Source organism: Pseudomonas sp. BNK-44-b (assembly GCF_047456245.1).
In the GTDB taxonomy this organism is placed as follows: Bacteria; Pseudomonadota; Gammaproteobacteria; order Pseudomonadales; family Pseudomonadaceae; genus Aquipseudomonas; species Aquipseudomonas machongensis.
The window spans coordinates 2139437-2154597 of record NZ_CP179908.1 but is presented as its reverse complement, the minus strand read 5'-3'; the positions used below and the strand labels follow the sequence as shown (position 1 = coordinate 2154597).

17 protein-coding genes are annotated in these 15161 nt (G+C 61.3%); 9 read left to right on the top strand and 8 right to left on the bottom strand.

Features of this window, described 5'->3' with window-relative positions; all coding sequences use genetic code 11:
• Window positions 1-223 precede the first annotated feature (223 nt).
• Window positions 224-964: a response regulator gene (locus ACMGGG_RS09760; RefSeq protein ID WP_054893741.1), complete on the top strand. Its 741-nt coding sequence runs from the start codon at window positions 224-226 to the stop codon at window positions 962-964.
• On the top strand, window positions 961-2298 hold the full coding sequence (locus ACMGGG_RS09755) for a sensor histidine kinase (protein ID WP_414155368.1): 1338 nt from the start codon (window positions 961-963) through the stop codon (window positions 2296-2298). Before ACMGGG_RS09760 ends, ACMGGG_RS09755 begins: the two co-directional genes overlap by 4 nt.
• Window positions 2299-2306: 8 nt before the next feature.
• Here the strand turns inward: ACMGGG_RS09755 and ACMGGG_RS09750 are convergent, their stop codons facing one another.
• A complete protein-coding gene (locus ACMGGG_RS09750; RefSeq protein ID WP_414155367.1) occupies window positions 2307-3122 on the bottom strand; it encodes an AraC family transcriptional regulator in 816 nt (271 codons plus the stop codon).
• A gap of 104 nt (window positions 3123-3226) precedes the next feature.
• Between ACMGGG_RS09750 and ACMGGG_RS09745 the strand changes: the two genes are divergently transcribed.
• The 4 genes from ACMGGG_RS09745 (at window position 3227) to ACMGGG_RS09730 (ending at window position 6946) form a co-directional block, all read left to right on the top strand.
• Complete coding sequence (locus tag ACMGGG_RS09745; RefSeq protein WP_414155862.1) at window positions 3227-4441, top strand: CynX/NimT family MFS transporter; 1215 nt, start codon at window positions 3227-3229, stop codon at window positions 4439-4441.
• A 309-nt stretch (window positions 4442-4750) separates the two neighbouring features.
• Window positions 4751-5893 (top strand): ATP-binding protein, encoded by a 1143-nt coding sequence (locus tag ACMGGG_RS09740; RefSeq protein ID WP_414155365.1) that lies wholly within the window; start codon window positions 4751-4753, stop codon window positions 5891-5893.
• A complete protein-coding gene (locus ACMGGG_RS09735; protein WP_414155364.1) occupies window positions 5890-6261 on the top strand; it encodes a response regulator transcription factor in 372 nt (123 codons plus the stop codon). The genes ACMGGG_RS09740 and ACMGGG_RS09735 overlap by 4 nt, the downstream gene beginning before the upstream one ends.
• A gap of 25 nt (window positions 6262-6286) precedes the next feature.
• Window positions 6287-6946, top strand: coding sequence for a response regulator transcription factor (locus ACMGGG_RS09730; RefSeq protein WP_151924525.1), 660 nt, complete (start codon window positions 6287-6289; stop codon window positions 6944-6946).
• An 89-nt stretch (window positions 6947-7035) separates the two neighbouring features.
• Here ACMGGG_RS09730 and ACMGGG_RS09725 read toward each other — a convergent pair whose 3' ends face one another.
• The 4 genes from ACMGGG_RS09725 to ACMGGG_RS09710 form a co-directional block, all read right to left on the bottom strand.
• On the bottom strand, window positions 7036-7299 hold the full coding sequence (locus tag ACMGGG_RS09725) for a DUF2790 domain-containing protein (RefSeq protein ID WP_153774677.1): 264 nt from the start codon (window positions 7297-7299) through the stop codon (window positions 7036-7038).
• Window positions 7300-7603: 304 nt separating this feature from the next.
• Entirely contained in the window at window positions 7604-7828 is a 225-nt protein-coding gene (locus ACMGGG_RS09720) for a hypothetical protein (RefSeq protein ID WP_414155363.1), read from the bottom strand.
• Between the two features lie 72 nt (window positions 7829-7900).
• Complete coding sequence (locus tag ACMGGG_RS09715) at window positions 7901-8614, bottom strand: DUF72 domain-containing protein (RefSeq protein WP_414155800.1); 714 nt, start codon at window positions 8612-8614, stop codon at window positions 7901-7903.
• Between the two features lie 150 nt (window positions 8615-8764).
• Window positions 8765-8983, bottom strand: a complete 219-nt coding sequence (locus ACMGGG_RS09710) for a hypothetical protein (RefSeq protein WP_054893733.1) — start codon at window positions 8981-8983, stop codon at window positions 8765-8767.
• 303 nt (window positions 8984-9286) lie between these two features.
• Between ACMGGG_RS09710 and ACMGGG_RS09705 the strand changes: the two genes are divergently transcribed.
• Window positions 9287-10615, top strand: a complete 1329-nt coding sequence (locus ACMGGG_RS09705) for an SDR family oxidoreductase (protein ID WP_112898101.1) — start codon at window positions 9287-9289, stop codon at window positions 10613-10615.
• A gap of 98 nt (window positions 10616-10713) precedes the next feature.
• Here ACMGGG_RS09705 and ACMGGG_RS09700 read toward each other — a convergent pair whose 3' ends face one another.
• Window positions 10714-11238, bottom strand: coding sequence for a cupin domain-containing protein (locus tag ACMGGG_RS09700; RefSeq protein ID WP_112898100.1), 525 nt, complete (start codon window positions 11236-11238; stop codon window positions 10714-10716).
• A gap of 144 nt (window positions 11239-11382) precedes the next feature.
• Here ACMGGG_RS09700 and ACMGGG_RS09695 point away from each other — a divergent pair, with 144 nt between their 5' ends.
• Window positions 11383-13170 (top strand): thiamine pyrophosphate-requiring protein, encoded by a 1788-nt coding sequence (locus ACMGGG_RS09695; protein ID WP_063544672.1) that lies wholly within the window; start codon window positions 11383-11385, stop codon window positions 13168-13170.
• 58 nt (window positions 13171-13228) lie between these two features.
• Here ACMGGG_RS09695 and ACMGGG_RS09690 read toward each other — a convergent pair whose 3' ends face one another.
• Window positions 13229-14311, bottom strand: coding sequence for a M28 family peptidase (locus ACMGGG_RS09690; protein WP_112898098.1), 1083 nt, complete (start codon window positions 14309-14311; stop codon window positions 13229-13231).
• 301 nt (window positions 14312-14612) lie between these two features.
• Between ACMGGG_RS09690 and ACMGGG_RS09685 the strand changes: the two genes are divergently transcribed.
• On the top strand, window positions 14613-14822 hold the full coding sequence (locus ACMGGG_RS09685; protein ID WP_051096970.1) for a general stress protein: 210 nt from the start codon (window positions 14613-14615) through the stop codon (window positions 14820-14822).
• Between the two features lie 52 nt (window positions 14823-14874).
• Here the strand turns inward: ACMGGG_RS09685 and ACMGGG_RS09680 are convergent, their stop codons facing one another.
• Window positions 14875-15033, bottom strand: coding sequence for a hypothetical protein (locus tag ACMGGG_RS09680; RefSeq protein WP_172964773.1), 159 nt, complete (start codon window positions 15031-15033; stop codon window positions 14875-14877).
• Between the last annotated feature and the right edge of the window lie 128 nt (window positions 15034-15161).

The following is a 15161-nucleotide window of genomic DNA, read 5'->3' as shown; positions in this document are numbered from 1 at the left end:
CACGAGAATTACCCATGCTGAATGTCGAAAAATTTCTGTACAGCGCACGCACCCAGCCCTGCTGGTGCAGGCGGCCAACCAGAATTGCCCCTCCCCCAAGGCGACACGGGACAACATTACCGTGACGCTGAGCCTTGCACCGACACCTTGATGTAATGGCGCAACACTCAGGCAACCGCTAGAAGTGCGTGCCTCAAGGTTCAAGACGCAAAAGGTAGCGCAGATGGAACACGTGGATCACATCCTGATCGTAGACGACGATCGCGAGATCAGGGAGCTGGTGGGCAACTACCTGCGCAAGAACGGCCTGCGCGCCACGGTCATGGCCGACGGCAGGCAGATGCGCAACTTCCTGGAGTCAAACCGTGTCGACTTTATCGTGCTTGACATCATGATGCCTGGCGACGATGGCCTGGTGCTCTGCCGCGAACTGCGTGCCGGCAAGCACAAGGCTACGCCAGTGCTGCTGCTGACCGCGCGCAACGAAGAGGCCGACCGCATCGTCGGCCTTGAGATGGGCGCGGACGATTACTTGGTCAAGCCTTTCGCCGCCCGCGAACTGCTGGCGCGCATCAACGCGATACTGCGTCGCACGCGCATGCTGCCACCCAATCTGATCGTCAGCGAGGCCAACCGGTTGCTGGCGTTTGGCGCCTGGCGGCTGGACACTACGGCGCGTCACCTGCTCGACAGCGAGGACACCGTCGTGGCCTTGAGCGGCGCGGAATACCGCCTGTTGCGGGTATTCGTCGACCATCCACAGCGGGTGCTGAGCCGCGACCAGTTGCTCAATCTGACCCAAGGCCGTGATGCCGACCTGTTCGACCGCTCGATCGACCTGCTGGTCAGCCGCCTGCGCCAGCGCCTGGGCGATGACGCCCGCGACCCGGCCTATGTGAAGACCGTGCGCAGCGAGGGCTATGTGTTCTCCTACGCTGTGCAGATCCTGGGGGAACCCGCATGAAGCCCACGCGCTGGCCACGCACCCTCGCCTCCCGACTGTCGCTGATCTTCCTGGTCAGCCTGGTGATCGCTCACGGTCTGTCTTTCGGCCTGCAGTTCTATGAGCGCTACCAAAGCGCCAAGACCCTGATGCTGGGCAACCTGGAGCAGGACCTGACCACCACCGTAGCCATGCTCGAACGCCTTCCAGCCGAAGAGCGCCAGGCGTGGCTGCCGCGTTTCGTACACCCCAACTATCGTTACCAGCTGGATGAGGGCTTACCCGGCAAGCCTCTGGACATGGCGTCGTCGCCCGAATTCGTGCGATCCATGGAGGCGACCCTGGGCCGCGAGTACACCTTGAACTACATCCAGCTGGAAGACCTGCGCCCTCACTATCAGGCCCACTTGCGCTTGCACGACGGCAGCCCCTTGACCATCGATGTGCGACCTTCAATTTCACCGCTCTCAGCCTGGCTGCCGCTGGTGCTGGTCGGCCAGTTGCTACTGCTGCTGGGCTGCACTTGGCTGGCGGTGCGCACGGCCATTCGCCCGCTGACGCACCTGTCGAAAGCCGTCGACAGCCTCGACCCAAACGGCGCCGGCACACGCCTGGATGAGTCGGGCCCGGTGGAGGTCGCCTACGCCGCTGTCGCCTTCAACACCCTGCAAGCACGCATTGCCGCCCATGTGAAAGAGCGTATGCAACTGTTGGCGGCCATCTCACATGACCTGCAAACGCCCATCACGCGCATGAAGCTGCGCGCCGAGCTGATGGACGATTCGCCCGAAAAAGACAAGCTGTGGAGCGACCTGAGTGAAATGCAGCATCTGGTCCAAGAGGGCGTGGCCTACGCCCGCAGCATGGATAGTTCGACCGAAGTAAGCCGCCGCATTGATGTGCAGGCTTTCCTGGAGAGCCTGGTGTTCGATTACCTCGACACCGGCAAACACATCAACCTCGACATGGCTTGCGAGGCTGTACTCGACACCCGCCCCCATGCCCTGCGTCGGCTGCTGGTGAATCTGCTGGACAACGCCCTGAAATATGCTTCAGACGTCGAGATCGCGGTAACGAGACCCGGCGCTGGGAGCCTGACCATCCAGATTCTTGACCGTGGCCCCGGCATTCCCGACGAGTTGCTGGCCGAAGTGCTCAAGCCTTTCTATCGCCTGGAGAACTCTCGCAACCGCGACACAGGCGGAACCGGGCTCGGCCTGGCCATCTCCCAGCAACTGGCGATATCGCTGCAAGGCACGCTGGTGTTGCGCAACCGTGAGGGCGGTGGGTTGTGCGCTCAGTTGAGCCTCCCTGCCCTCGTTACCGAGCAGGTCAAAGCGTTGACCAACAGCTGACACCGTCTTCAGCGCGCAGCCATGAACGCACTGGGCGAATCACCCATCACCCGACGGAACATGCTGCTGAACGCGCTGACGCTGGAATAACCGAGCGCCTTCGCAACGACGCTGATCGCCTCGCCATTGTCGAGCCGGTCCAGGGCGCTGGCCAAACGTACCTGCTGTACCCAGCTGCGGAATGTCATGCCGGTCTGTTTGAGGAACAGACGGATCAGCGTGCGCGAGCTGGCTCCGACCTTGTCCGCCCAGTATTCGATGGTACGGGCATGCCCTGGTGCCTCAAGGATCGCATTACAGATCACCAACAAGCGTCGATCGGCCGGCCAGGGAATCTGCAGCGGCAAGGTCCGGGCAGACTCCAGTTCACTGAGGATCAGCGCGACCACGTGGGCATTACGCCCCTCCAGGTCATATTCGATGGGTTGGCTGGCCAGGATAAGGATCAGCTCGCGCAACAGCGTGGAAACCTCTAGCACCCGGCAGCGTTCACCGTAGCGGGCGGCGAGATCGGCCTGGATGTAGATAGAGCGCATGCTGACCGCACCCAGCATCAGCTGGTCATGCACCACGCCCGCCGGGATCCACAGGGCGCGCCTGGGAGGCAAAAACCATAGCCCGTCGTCCGTCGCCACGCGCATGACACCATGAGTGGCGTAGAGCAATTGGCCGTGGCGGTGGGTATGCGGTGCGTTGCAGGCGCCGGCGGGCTGGTTGCGCAAGAGCGCCGTCATCGGCAGCGCGACGTCCTGATAGTCGCGATAGTCCTCACTACGCCCACACAACGCATCGGTGTCGTCCCGCGCCCGTGCTTCTTTGTTCATCTCATACCCTTTGAGGTTGTCACTTGGCCGATACATTTTGGCACTTATCATCGCCAATGCCTCGTTACGATCCTTTGCAACCACCCGATACAAGGCGCGTCAACATGGCATCCGACAAACATCATCTACAGGCCGTCATCGGTCTGCTGGTGCTTTCCCTGGCACTGCGCCCGGCGATCGTCTCCATCGGCCCGATCCTGCTGCCGATCCAGCAGCACTTCGGCCTGAGCTTCACCCAGGCAGCCTTGCTAACCGCCATCCCGGACGTGTGCATGGGCCTCATGGCCTTGCTGGCGCCCAGCCTGGCCCGACGTCACGGCACCGATCGCTGCGTGGTTGCCGCACTGGTTCTGCTCGGCGCCGCTTGCCTGCTGCGAGCGTTGGCCGACACCACGATGCTGCTGTTGTTCAGCACCTTCCTGGTCAGTGTCGGCATCGCCATCGCCGGAGCGCTGATCGGTGGCTGGATCAAAACACACTTTCCCCAGCGTCCGGCATTGTTCATGGGTATTTACGCCGCCGGCCTGAGCGTCGGGGCCAGCCTGTCAGCAGTCCTGACCGCGCCCATTACGGCGCTTGCGCAAAGCTGGCGCGTAGGCAGCGGGATTTGGAGCATGCTGTGCGTGAGCGCGGTGCTTAGCTGGCTGTGGATGGGCAGGCGCTTGAGCGTAAGCACTCCGATAGTCGCACCGCTCGACAACCAGCCGACCAGGTTGCCCTGGACCGAGCCGCAAGCCTGGCGGGTAGCGCTGCACTTCGGCGCCAGTCAGTTCGTGGTCTATGCGCTGTTCGCCTGGCTGGCGCCGGCGTCCAGTGAACGGGCGCTGACATCCCTGCCTCCCGGCATTCTGCTCGGCCTGTTCACTGCGGTGTTTGCCGTAGCGAGCATCGTCGCCGGAGTGGTTCCCGGTAACCCCGAGGACCGTCGCGGTGTGCTGGCGCTGTCGACCTTGCTTGCCCTGGCCGGCGCTGCCGGCATGGCTTTCGCCCCTGCCGCAGCGCCGACGCTGTATGTGCTGCTGGTCGCTACCGGTCTGGGCATGGGTTTCACCGTGGGCATGACGCTGCCACTGGACCATGCGCAAACACCTGCGCAGGCCAGCGCCTGGACCGTTTTCATGCTGTTCATCGGCTATCTGATCGCCGCACTGGGACCCATCTGCTTCGGCGCCCTGCGCGATTACACCGGCAACCATGACCTTGGGTTCGAGCTGCTGTTTGCCGTGCTCGTCTTGATGCTGTGCCTCACCACGGCGCTCAAACCGGCCCGCTCAGGCGCAGAAGGATTGAATCAGCTAACAGAAGCTGACAGGGCATAACGGGTAGTCGCCGGCATCGGCCCTCACTCTGGGAACTCGCCACTCTGTGCGCTGGCAAGCAGTGGCATCGACCTGTTACTTGCCATCGGACGACTGTGCGAAATTCTGTCGCCCAGCGTGGCCTGCTTGCTACTCGAGGCCCAGTGGACATCACAGCATCTGCTCAATCTGTACACCGCCAGCCTGCTGTTGGCGTCCCTGCTGGTCTGGTGCAGCTACCGGTCGCGCAGTGACACCTAGGTATCTATCGGCACATTTCCCGCCGCAGTGCACGCTCACTCGGCGGTGCCCGCAACACAGAGAATCGTCATGCCCAACGAACCAGACCTAAGCCACCTAATCAATGCCGTGCCCGGCTTCGTCTGGAGCGCCGACGCCAATGGCGAGGTCAATTTCATTAACCAGCGCTGGTGCGATTACACCGGCATGTCGCAAGAGCAGGCACGTGGCCAAGGCTGGACCGCATCGCTGCACCCGGACGACGCCGGAGGACTGCAGCAGTACTGGGTGGCCTTGATGCAGGCTGGCACGCCAGGTGAATACGAAGCTCGGCTAAGACGCCACGACGGTGCCTTTCGCTGGTTCCTGATCCGCGCCGTGCCGCAACGTGATGACGACGGAGCAGTGGTGTGCTGGTACGGCGAAAACACCGATATCGAAGACCGCAAGCAGGCTGAAGAAGCGCTGGACAAAGTCCGATCGGAAATGGCCCACCTGGCACGGGTAGCAAGCCTCGGCGCGCTCACGGCCTCCATTGCCCATGAGGTCAATCAGCCGCTGGCAGGCATTGTCACTAACGCCAGCACCTGCCTGCGCATGCTCGGTGCCACCCCACCCAACGTCGATGGCGCGATGGAGACCGCGCGGCGCACCATTCGTGACGGCAACCGTGCTGCGGATGTGATCACGCGCCTGCGCGCTTTGTTCGCCAGGCAAAGCGTGATGACCGAGGCAGTCGATGTAAACGAGGCAGCGCACGAAGTCATCACATTGCTGCTCGGCGAGCTACGGCGCAACGGCGTTGCGCTACAGGTGCAGTTTGCCAAGGGGCTGCCAGCGGTCATGGGGGACCGCGTGCAGCTGCAGCAGGTGATCCTCAACCTGATCATCAACGCCATCGAAGCCATGCGCAAAGCGGCCGGCACCGCACGGCAGCTGCTGGTGACCACGGTTCTGGACGGCCAGCATGGCGTGCACCTGGCTGTACGCGACAACGGCAGCGGTTTCGACCGCCAGGCCATGGAACGCATGTTTGAGACGTTCTACACCACCAAGGAATCCGGGATGGGTATCGGCCTATCCATCAGCCGCTCGATCATCGAACGCCACAATGGGGAGCTCTGGGCCACACTCAATGATGGCCAGGGGGCAACCTTTCACTGTGCCATTCCTCTGCCGACAGCCAGCAGCGAAGCAACAGCCGACGGTGTCACCAAGGAGGTAAACGGATGAAAGGGCCCTTGCTCGTAGCAGTGGTCGATGACGACGAGTCGGTCCGCGAGTCACTGCCCGACCTGCTTAGAGAGTTCGGGTTCGCGGTAGAAGCATTCGCCTCGGCCCAGTCTTTCCTGAGCGCGTCTGGCCTGCAGCAGATCCGCTGCCTGATCCTGGATGTGCTGATGCCCGGCATGTCAGGCGCGGAGCTGCTCCAGGCCCTGCAAGCCTGCGGCAATGCCATGCCGGTGATCCTCGTCACCGCCAACACCGATGCTTGCCGGGACCCGCGCCTGCAGGGCGCCGGCGTGGTCGACTGCCTGGCCAAGCCTTTTAGCGAGGCACAACTGCTCAAGGCACTGAGTGCCGCGTTGCCGGTTGGTTGATCAAGGACTTCAAGGAGCTGACCCGATGCTCGCCCGCCCCCTCACAGCCCCCGTGACGGCCACGGCAACGCCTGTGGTGTATGTCGTGGACGACGATATTTCCGTGCGCGAGTCGCTGGAACCGCTGATCCGCTTCGCCGACTGGCAGCCGCGGCTGTTCGCCTGTGCCCAGACCTTTCTCGCTCACCCCCGGGAGGTCGTGCCCAGTTGCCTGGTGCTGGATATCAATCTGCCGGGCCTGAACGGCTTGGACTTGCAGGCCAACCTGACCGGCGCGCAGCCGACCATGCCGATCATTTTCATCACCGGCTACGGCGATATTCCAGGCACGGTTCGCGCCATGAAGGCCGGCGCGCTGGAGTTCCTGACCAAGCCGTTCGACGCTGACATTCTGCTCGCGGCCATCAGCGCCGCGCTGGAAAAAAGCCGCAGCGCGCTGGAGCGCGAAGAGCACCTGCACGACCTTCGCATGCGCCATGCGTCATTGACCCCTCGCGAGCGGGAGATCATGAACCGGGTGGTGGCTGGCTGCATGAACAAGGTCATCGCCGCGGACCTCGACATCAGCGAAATCACGGTGAAGGCCCACCGCGGCAAGGTCACCCGCAAGATGAAAGCACGTTCGGTGGCTGAGCTGGTGCGCATGGCGTCACAGCTGACGGGGCCCACTGCTGACGAACAGTGAGCCCCGCGCCTGCGTGGCAGGCGTTGGTGGTTCCGGGTTTACCAATTCATGGCTGCGCTCCTGTAGACGGATCGAGTCGGTTGTTGATTTCAGTTTTCACCGATGCAGTTACTGGAAAGGGTACGGTAGTTCATCACTTGGGTCTGATTGTGCGAGTCGAGGTAGGTCAGCCGGGCATTGACCGGTCCGCAGGTCGGCGCATCATCCTGGCTGGTCGACACCACCTTCTTGATATCCAGCGGAGTGCCGTAGGTGTAGTTGCGCACGTTGTCGGCCGCTTCTGCGCGGGCAGCCAGGGTGCAGACATTCAGTGCGGCGAACAGGCAGGCGGCGTAGACGGTTTTGCGGTTCATGGTCGGGTTCTCCAGGCTTCAATGGGCTGTTCGTTTGAACCGAGGCGTTGCTGCTTCGCTTCGATGGAGCCCATTTAAAGCCGGCAAAGTACCTGGCCTGTGTCACGAACCCGGATTAATCGATCACAAGGTATCAACGCCGCCTGCCAATACGCTGTGATACAAACCCGCTGATACTGCTCGATCTAAACCAAAAACGAATCTGTCGAGCAGACTGCGGGCGTCCAGTCACCCCAAACCCCAGGTAGCGGAAAATCTCGCTAAGCGCTAACCGGGTTTAGCGCCCGGTCACCTGAGCGGATATTCAAAGGCGGGCTTTCCTGTCGACCTCGGCCAGACGCTTTTCAATCTGGCGCGTCTTTTCCTCCTGTTCCTTGATGGAGGTGGGCGTAATGATCTTGTCCACCGCCTCGGTATCCCGATCCGGGCGCTCAAGCACCGGGCCTGGCACCCGCTCGCCTTGCTGTGCTTCTTCAGAAGAGAGCGGCCGTGGGACTTTGTCGCCGTTCTTGCCATCGTCAGCTTTCATGGGCTGTTCCTCGCGGTCTAATGTGTTCTCAGAAGAGCCCTAATGCAGCCAAAAAGTTTGATCCGGTTTGCATCAGCGCAGATACCGCTCAAGCGTCAGCGCGTTACCCAGTGCTGCACCGGAGGCGGTGTTGTCGAAGATGCACCAGGTATCTACACCTGCAGCGTGGCTCCGCTGCAGCCGCTCAGCCAGCTGTTGCAGGTATTGTTGGGAATACTCGCTGTGGTAGATCCGCGGCTCGCCGTGCAAGCGCCAGTAGACCAATCCAGGCCAGCCAGCGGGTTGTGCGTCGGCAGCGAAGCGTGAAGGGCTCGCCGCCACCTGGGCAATACGCAAGTCGATCAACATTGATTGCGCCGCTTGCCAACTGGCGTGCCTGGGCTCGACCGCGACCGGCCCGGCATAGTGTTCGCGCAGGACTTCAAAGAAACGCCGGTCGCGCCCGGCATCATGGGCGAGCGACGGCGGCAACTGAACGAGCAGGCAACCCAGACGGTCCCCCAATTGCCGGCACTGGCCAAGAAACGCATCAAGCGCAACCTCGCAACCTTCCAGGCGTAGCTCGTGGGTGATGAGCCTGGGCAGCTTGACGGCGAAGCGAAAATGTTCCGGAACCGAGCAAACCCAACGCGCATAGGTCGCAGGTAGATGCGCACGGTAGAACGAACTGTTGATCTCCACGGCATCAAGCCGCGCGGCATAGCGCTGCAGGTGGCTGCCCGGCAGCCGGAACTCGTCGGCGTACTGGCGGGACAAGCTCCAGCCCGCGCACCCCAGATGAATCATCATGGCATTCCAAATGCACTGTGTTGCTGCAATGGAGTCGTCAAGGTACGTCGTCGTTCAATAAGCGCAAAGCGCCGAGCAAGAGGCGCCAGAGACGAGTCGGCGCTCTGCCTGGCTTATTTCGATTATCGCGTTCATCCCGGCAACCCCTCAGGGTTGCTGGTAGTGTCCTGGCGATGTGCCGGGCTCGTGGTCATGCTCAAGACGCTGCACTTGCACATCGGTGAATGAAGAAGCCTCGTTGCGGTGCAGGCCCTGCAAGTATTCGCGCGCAGCTTCGCGGCTCAGGTCTTCCTGGTCACTGCGGAACTCGCAAGTACCGGGCTGGTTGTCGAGGATATAGCTGATCAAGTACAGGTAGCTGGGCATTTTGAAGGTCCTAGGGCAGGTGGAGTGAGAAGCGAATCTTCCAGGTTGAGCCTGACTCCGTTGCCTCCGTTCACCCCAATTGACGACTGGCGTTGCCATAACGGCTTAATGCGCCATACCGCAGGGGTCCAACTGCTGCGCCTGCCCCTTCACCATGCTCTCAGGTTGTCGAGGGAACCAGCTTCGAAGTGTTTGTCACGTCATCCATGCCTGCATCACACCACCACTGAACCAGTTGCTCTGAACTTTGCCCGCCTAACAGCCTTCCCCTGCATACCCCCCACGTTTTAGGGAGCTTGCACCATGATTGATCAAGCAACAGGCATGAAGCCAGGTGAACGGTACAACGTTGAAAACCTTGAACGCGCCCATCAGTTCCCAGGCTTTTTCCAAGACGGCAAGTATTACCTCAGCCCAGAGCTTTTGACGGCTATCGGATGGCTGGAAGGCGACCGATTCATCTACGACAGTCTCGATGCTGAAGGCGAGCCCATTTTCCCTGGGCGGGTGGCCGGCACCATCAGCGACTTGACCTTGAATCTTGTGGACGGTACCTCCCTCCAGCTCTCGCGCATCGAAGCCAGTGAGACCTTCACGGCGCCGATAAGCGAGCCCATTTCACCCGCCGATGAGCCGCCCCCGTTGACTCACTCGCCGATCAGAGGCCCGCTGCGCGGCAAGGTGGTGGTGATCACCGGAGCGTCCAGTGGCATAGGCCGCGCCGCAGCCCATGCCTTTGCCTGCAAAGGCGCGCGTCTGGTTCTGGCCGCACGAGATGAGCAGGCGTTGTTCGAAACGCTGGATGAATGCACCGATTGCGGCACCGATGCTGTCGCCGTAACGACCGACATGACCCAGAGCGATCAGGTACTCGCCTTGGCGGAACGTGCTGCAGAGTTTGGTCATGGCCGAATAGACATCTGGATAAACAACGCGGGCGTGGGTGCGGTGGGCAGTTTCGAGGAGACGCCGCTCGAAGCCCATGAGCAGGTCATCCAGACCGACTTGGTGGGTTACCTTCGAGGGGCCTACGTAGCGCTCCCCTACTTCAAGAAACAGGGCAGCGGTACGCTGATAAACACCTTGTCGCTAGGGAGCTGGGTTGCACAACCCTATGCCGCAGCCTACTCAGCCAGCAAATTCGGCTTGCGCGGGCTCACTCAGGCACTCAGGGGCGAGCTCACTGAATTCCCCGACATCCACGTCTGTGACATCTACCCAGCCGTAATGGATACCCCTGGCTTCCGCGATGGCGGCAACTACACAGGGCATGCGCTCAAACCGCCAGGGCCCATCTACGATCCAGAGCTCGTGGCAAAGGCGATGGTGGCCTGCGCTATTGCACCTCACGCCAACACCACTGTCGGTGCAAGCGCCCGCCTCGCGCATTTGGCCAGCTATCTGATGCCCGGGTTACCGGCGCTGTCGGGATGGCTCACGCGCTGGGGATTGAACCGTAGCCCTGGCGCAGCGAAGTCTTCAGGCAACCTCTTTGAACCGCCGATTGGTCGGCGAAGTATCGAAGGCGGATGGAGAACCCCGAAGGCCAGACCCCCTTTGCTGCTGAGTGCCGCAGTGATCGGGTTCCTCGCCGGGTTCGTCATTACCCATGCCCAACGTCGGCGCCGGTGAACGATCTTGATGACGCAAAGATTCGGCTGGCCAGCTGATCTCGCCTGGGTTTCTCTCAAGCGGAAATCCAGGCGTTCTTTTGACGCGTTTGCTGCTGATCACTGCCAGAGCCTCATCAGCGCACCATGTACGCCCGTCACCGGGTCTTGCTCCGGGTGCGGCACTCGGGCAATACGCGCCAGCGCCTGCTGGTGAGCGCCGGTTTCGGGTCGCTGGGTATCGTAATCTTCCTGCCCCTGGGGATAGGCGCCCACGACCAGGAATTCGTCGCTGGACGAGATGCAACGATGGCCTGTCCCTGCCGGCAAAACCAGAACATCGCCCGCCTTGACCGTCAGCGCCTGACCCGCTGCGCCGCCCAGCATGATCCGAGCCTGGCCGCGGGCAACGCCGAGCACCTCGTGTGCATTGGGGTGGAAATGGTGGTAGTCGAAAATCCCGGCACGCCACAGCGGGGTCCACTGATGAGCGGCGAACAAGGACTCGAACGCGCTGGCGTTGTCATGCGCAGGCGCAAGTTGCAGCTGGTAGAGCAACACGGGGAAACGGCTATTGGGTGTCGCGCCGTCGTCCTCGAATCGCAAGGCCTGGATGGGCTGGGCGCTACTGTCGATGGCAATCATGAGGGCATCCTGATCAGGCTGGTAATGTCCTTGAGAAGCCATACCCGTGCCGAGGTTCCTATGGACTGACCACCTACAACCTGTTGAAACTTTACCCTCCGCGGCCCAGTCCAGACCCTATTGATCACAGATAGGGAGAAGACGATGACAACGACGGTAGGCGACTTCCTGGTCGAGCGCTTGTACCAGTGGGGCGTTCGACGCATCTTCGGCTACCCGGGGGACGGCATCAATGGCGTATTTGGTGCATTGAGCCGAGCCAACGGGAAGATTGAATTCATCCAGGCCCGCCATGAAGAGATGGCCGCATTCATGGCCAGCGCTCACGCCAAGTTCACCGGTGAGCTCGGTGTGTGCATCGCCACTTCCGGACCCGGCGCCTCGCACCTGCTGACCGGCCTCTACGATGCACGAATGGATCACCAGCCGGTACTGGCCATCGTCGGCCAGCAAGCGCGTGCGGCGCTAGGCGGGCATTACCAGCAAGAGCTCGACCTGTTGTCGATGTTCAAGGATGTGGCCGGAGCCTTCGTACAGCAGGCCTCGACCCCGGAGCAAGTGCGGCACCTGCTCGACCGTGCAGTGCGTACCGCCGTCGGCGAACGTCGGGTCACCGCCATCATCCTGCCCAATGACTTACAGGACCTGCCCTATCAGGAGCCGGCGAGGGCACACGGCACGGTGCATTCGGGCATCGGCTACAGCAAGCCCAAGGTCGTGCCGTTCGACGCTGACCTGCAGCGGGCGGCCGAGGTGCTCAATGCCGGGAAAAAGGTGGCGATCCTGGTCGGTGCCGGCGCCTTGCAGGCCACCGAGCAGGTCATCGCCGTCGCCGAAAAGCTCGGCGCCGGCGTGGCCAAGGCACTACTGGGCAAGGCCGTGCTGCCTGACGACCTGCCCTGGGTCACCGGTGCCATCGGCCTGCTCGGTACGGAACCGAGCTACCAGTTGATGAATGAGTGCGACACCTTGCTGATGATCGGCTCAGGCTTTCCCTATGCCGAGTTCCTGCCCAAGGAAGGTCAGGCCCGTGGCGTGCAGATCGACCTGCAACCGGACATGCTCAGCCTGCGCTATCCAATGGAAGTCAACCTGGTCGGCGATGCCAGCGAAACCCTGCAAGCATTGCTGCCCTTGCTGCAGCACAAAAGCGAGCGGCGCTGGCGCGGCAAGGTCGAACGCTGGCGCACACAGTGGGACAAGACCCTGGAAAAGCGCGCGCTGGCCAAGGCCGACCCGATCAACCCGCAACGCGTGGTGTGCGAACTCTCCCCGCGCCTTCCGGACCACGCCATCGTCACCAGCGACTCTGGGTCGTGCGCCAACTGGTTCGCCCGCGACCTGAAGATCCGCCAAGGGATGCAGTGCTCATTATCCGGCGGCCTTGCCAGCATGGGCGCGGCGGTACCTTATGCCATCGCGGCGAAGTTCGCCCACCCTCAGCGCGCGGTGGTGGCGTTGGTGGGTGACGGCGCGATGCAGATGAACAACCTGGCCGAGCTCATCACCGTGGCCAAATACTGGCGCCAGTGGGACAACCCGCAGTGGATCTGCGCGGTGTTCAACAACGAAGACCTCAACCAGGTGACCTGGGAACAACGGGTCATGGAAGGTGACCCCAAATTCGAGGCCTCGCAATCGATCCCGGACGTGCCCTATCACCTGTTCGCCATTTCCATTGGCCTGCAAGGCATCTATGTGGAGCGTGAAGAAGACATTGCCAGCGCCTGGGAGCGCGCCCTGGCAGCCGACCGACCGGTGCTGATCGAGTTCAAGACGGACCCGGACGTCCCGCCGTTGCCACCCCACATCAAGCTTGAGCAAGCGAAGAAGTTCGCCAGCGCGTTGCTTCATGGCGATCCGAATCAGGGTGGTGTCATCGTCCAGACTGCCAAGCAAGTGTTCAGCTCAGTACTGCCGAGTAAAAAATAGACCCTGCCCGAGACCCGCGCTCAGGCGCGGGTTGCGGTTCAGCTATCCGGGGCGGCGCTCATCTTGTGGATGAGGCGTCGGACCGCTTGTCAGGATGCGGATCTATCAGATATTCGACGAGCGTGACGGCACAGGCCGAGATTCCTTCCAGCAGGACCATCTCGAAACCATGGGTATTTTCGGTCGGGATCGCGATGCAGCCAGCCTTGGCATCAATACCTGTACTCAACACCGCGCTGGCATCGGATGCAAAATCTACCAGCAATGCGGTTTGAGGAACGTACCCTGCCCGCCGAGCGGCGGTCATCAGCGCCTGCACCACGGTGCGGCTGTAGTATCCCTTCTGATCGCCGGTATTGATGATCGGGTTGGCCGTCAGCTCCGTTCCATATTCTTCAAGCACCGGCCCGACCTCGACCGCAATGGTGGTCTCTCCCGGTAACCTGGCTGCGGCGTAGAGCGCACCGGCATTGGATTCCTCTTCCAGCGTGGTCAAGACGAACCACACATCCTGGTGCAATTCCTCACGCCTTGCTCGCAGCAAACGGGCGCACTCGATCACCGCAGTGAGCGGTGCACGGTCATCAAGAAAATGGGCAGCCACACAGTCATGGACAGTGAACGGTTTGCGCCAATGCTGACTGAGCACCACGCGGGTGCCGGGGCGCACGCCAGCGCCTTGCAGCTCGCGCTTCGACATGCGCGTGACTACGTATACATCCTTCCACTGAACATTGCCTGCGAGCACATCTCTCCCGTTGGAAGTCCGACCACTGTTGTGCATCGAGCCATAGGACAGAACACCGGGCAGGTTTTTTTCATCGCCAAGGATATCGACAGGGCAGACACCGAAGCTGATCGGCTGAGCACCACCCAAGGCCAAAACTTCCAGCGTTCCGTTCTCGCGGACGTTCTTGACGATCATTGCAATCTCATCAAGGTGTGCCATGACCCTGATGGCGTCTTCTGGATTACAGGAATGCCCCGCTCGAACCACGCCCACGACATTGCCAGCCCCGTCAATACGCGCATCGTCGCACGAAGAAGCCAATTCGCGCTGACAGATGGCCCTTACCTCATCTTCCTGGCCGCCAGGGCCGCGAGCATTCAGCAGCTCGGTCAATAACGCATGGATTTCCACCGCTCACCCTCCTCACTCCATCGCCAGTTGTTGACCCTGCCCCACCAGCCCGCGTTCAGCCGATTGGCTGGTATTGCAGGCATTTCTTTGAGCAACCACCTTTGGTGGAAACAATGCCAGAGGACTCATGAGTAGCGCTCCAGGCTACTTGCGGCGCAGGCTCTAGGACACATGAAATAAAGCGCCTAATACTTCATGCGTTTCGTCCGGTGGATGCGAATTTGTGGGAGTGATTGCCTCCAGGCTAGCGGTCGAAGTTGAACACAGACTTTCCTGTGTGACTGACATGAGGTGAAAGATCATGGCTAACAACCAAACCAATCGCGGGCATCAAGGCGGCACTGCACAGAATAACCCCGGCAATTTTGCCAACGACCGAGAGAAAGCGTCCGAGGCGGGGCGCAAGGGTGGCCAATCCTCGGGCGGCAACTTTGCCAACGACCGTGAACGCGCCTCGGAGGCTGGCCGCAAGGGCGGACAAAACAGCCACGGAGGCGGTCGCAACAGCTAAGGCCGCTGGCCAATGTTGAAGGTGCCAGGGCGAGAACTCGCCCTGGCGCTCTTCAGAGAGATTGGCCATCGTCTTCGATGTCTTCCTCAGCCTCTGCAGCACCAGTGGCGTCAGCGTCATTCAAAGGCGGTGAAGTCGGTTTTTCCGGATCGTTGATGAACGGCACACCACTTGGGCCGTGCTCTTCAAGACCTTCGGTTTTTGGTTGCATAGCAAAGCCTCCCGGCAATATTACTCATGTGCCTGTGAGGGACGAAGGACGAGAAAAATTCAAAGGAAACGCTAGGCGGCAAAATACGACGCCACGCCAGCAATCACGCCTGCAATTTTTTTCAATTG

Bases quoted from the DNA above. Each gene is read 5' to 3' on its own strand.
- ACMGGG_RS09760 (WP_054893741.1), top strand. From the start codon at position 224: ATGGAACACGTGGATCACATCCTGATCGTAGACGACGATCGCGAGATC.
- ACMGGG_RS09755 (WP_414155368.1), top strand. From the start codon at position 961: ATGAAGCCCACGCGCTGGCCACGCACCCTCGCCTCCCGACTGTCGCTG.
- ACMGGG_RS09750 (WP_414155367.1), bottom strand. From the start codon at position 3,122: ATGAACAAAGAAGCACGGGCGCGGGACGACACCGATGCGTTGTGTGGG.
- ACMGGG_RS09745 (WP_414155862.1), top strand. From the start codon at position 3,227: ATGGCATCCGACAAACATCATCTACAGGCCGTCATCGGTCTGCTGGTG.
- ACMGGG_RS09740 (WP_414155365.1), top strand. From the start codon at position 4,751: ATGCCCAACGAACCAGACCTAAGCCACCTAATCAATGCCGTGCCCGGC.
- ACMGGG_RS09735 (WP_414155364.1), top strand. From the start codon at position 5,890: ATGAAAGGGCCCTTGCTCGTAGCAGTGGTCGATGACGACGAGTCGGTC.
- ACMGGG_RS09730 (WP_151924525.1), top strand. From the start codon at position 6,287: ATGCTCGCCCGCCCCCTCACAGCCCCCGTGACGGCCACGGCAACGCCT.
- ACMGGG_RS09725 (WP_153774677.1), bottom strand. From the start codon at position 7,299: ATGAACCGCAAAACCGTCTACGCCGCCTGCCTGTTCGCCGCACTGAAT.
- ACMGGG_RS09720 (WP_414155363.1), bottom strand. From the start codon at position 7,828: ATGAAAGCTGACGATGGCAAGAACGGCGACAAAGTCCCACGGCCGCTC.
- ACMGGG_RS09715 (WP_414155800.1), bottom strand. From the start codon at position 8,614: ATGATTCATCTGGGGTGCGCGGGCTGGAGCTTGTCCCGCCAGTACGCC.
- ACMGGG_RS09710 (WP_054893733.1), bottom strand. From the start codon at position 8,983: ATGCCCAGCTACCTGTACTTGATCAGCTATATCCTCGACAACCAGCCC.
- ACMGGG_RS09705 (WP_112898101.1), top strand. From the start codon at position 9,287: ATGATTGATCAAGCAACAGGCATGAAGCCAGGTGAACGGTACAACGTT.
- ACMGGG_RS09700 (WP_112898100.1), bottom strand. From the start codon at position 11,238: ATGATTGCCATCGACAGTAGCGCCCAGCCCATCCAGGCCTTGCGATTC.
- ACMGGG_RS09695 (WP_063544672.1), top strand. From the start codon at position 11,383: ATGACAACGACGGTAGGCGACTTCCTGGTCGAGCGCTTGTACCAGTGG.
- ACMGGG_RS09685 (WP_051096970.1), top strand. From the start codon at position 14,613: ATGGCTAACAACCAAACCAATCGCGGGCATCAAGGCGGCACTGCACAG.
- ACMGGG_RS09680 (WP_172964773.1), bottom strand. From the start codon at position 15,033: ATGCAACCAAAAACCGAAGGTCTTGAAGAGCACGGCCCAAGTGGTGTG.